2 protein-coding genes are annotated in these 1,213 nt (G+C 60.5%); both read right to left on the bottom strand.

Features of this window, described 5'->3' with window-relative positions; genetic code table 11:
- Window positions 1–12: 12 nt before the first annotated feature.
- The gene (gene modA / locus GIW04_RS30815; RefSeq protein WP_120248079.1) at window positions 13–765 is read right to left on the bottom strand and encodes a molybdate ABC transporter substrate-binding protein; all 753 of its coding nucleotides are present in this window, start codon (window positions 763–765) and stop codon (window positions 13–15) included.
- Window positions 766–877: 112 nt separating this feature from the next.
- Window positions 878–1,213, bottom strand: a 336-nt coding sequence (locus GIW04_RS30820) for a nitronate monooxygenase (RefSeq protein WP_236479623.1), incomplete at its 5' end; no start/stop codon positions are given.

Raw genomic sequence — 1,213 nt, forward strand, 5'->3', positions numbered from 1 at the left:
CGACAGGGGCATTTACAGCTCGTAACCGTAGGATTTGATAACGGCAGCGGCTTTCGGGCCTTTGAGGTAGTCCACCAGGGCCTTGGCGGCGGCGCTGTCCTTGCCCTTGTTGAGGATCACGGCGTCCTGTTTGATCGGGTCATGCAGGGAGGCCGGAACAATCCACGCCGAACCGCTGGTGACTTTGCCGTCCTTGTAGATCTGCGAGAGGGCGACAAAGCCCAACTCGGCGTTGCCGGTGGAAACAAACTGATAAGCCTGGGTGATGTTCTGGCCCTCGACGAGCTTGTCCTTGACCTTGTCAGTCAAGCCTTCTCTGGCCAGCACCTGGGTGGCGGCTAAGCCGTAGGGTGCAGCCTTGGGATTGGCGATGGACAAATGCTTGAACTCATTTTTCTTCAGCACCTCGCCCTTGGCATCCACATAGCCTTCTTTGGCCGACCACAGCGCCAGGGTACCGACCGCGTAGGTAAAGCGTGAGCCCTTGACGGTAGCGCCTTCGCTTTCGAGTTTTTGCGCGGTGGTGTCATCGGCGCTGAGGAACACTTCAAAAGGCGCGCCATTTTTGATCTGGGTGTAGAACTGCCCCGTGGCACCGTAAGCCGCGACCAGTTTATGGCCGGTGTCTTTCTCGAAGTCGGCGGCAATCGCCTGGATCGGGGCGGTGAAGTTGGCGGCCACGGCCACCTGAACTTCATCGGCATGGGCCGTACCCAAGGCAAAGGCGGCAAGCAGGGGGGCCAGGCGCGAAACGCGGGTCATCATGAGGCAACTCCTTGAAGGTGTACGGCAGGGTGTAGGAAAGAGGGCTTACCGCTATGTATGGGAATATATAGCGGTTGGCCATTGCCGGTACAGTGCCAAGTTGCTGCTCAAATCAGCCGCGGGTGAGTTTGCTCAAGCTGTGCTCGGCTAATTGGCGGGTCAGGTCGTAGGTGGACAGGTCTTTGCCCAGCCCCAGGGCCTGGCCTGCCCACAGGTTGCTGAAACCGGCCTCATCCTTGGCCTTGAGCGGCATCAATGCGCCTCCGGCTTTGGGGAACGCCGGGGCCGCCGGGTTGATGGCACCGAGTTCACGCATCACCCGGTTGACGATGCCCCGCGCCGGGCGGCCGGTAAACAGGTTGGTCAGCGCGGTTTCGCTGGCCTGGGTATGGCGCAGCGCGTGGTAATGGGAAGCGCTTACAGTGGCTTCGGGCGTGAACAGGTAGGC

The sequence above is a fragment of the Pseudomonas sp. PA-4-8C genome, from assembly GCF_021606625.1.
In the GTDB taxonomy this organism is placed as follows: Bacteria; Pseudomonadota; Gammaproteobacteria; order Pseudomonadales; family Pseudomonadaceae; genus Aquipseudomonas; species Aquipseudomonas lactis.

Bases quoted from the DNA above. Each gene is read 5' to 3' on its own strand.
- modA (WP_120248079.1), bottom strand. From the start codon at position 765: ATGATGACCCGCGTTTCGCGCCTGGCCCCCCTGCTTGCCGCCTTTGCC.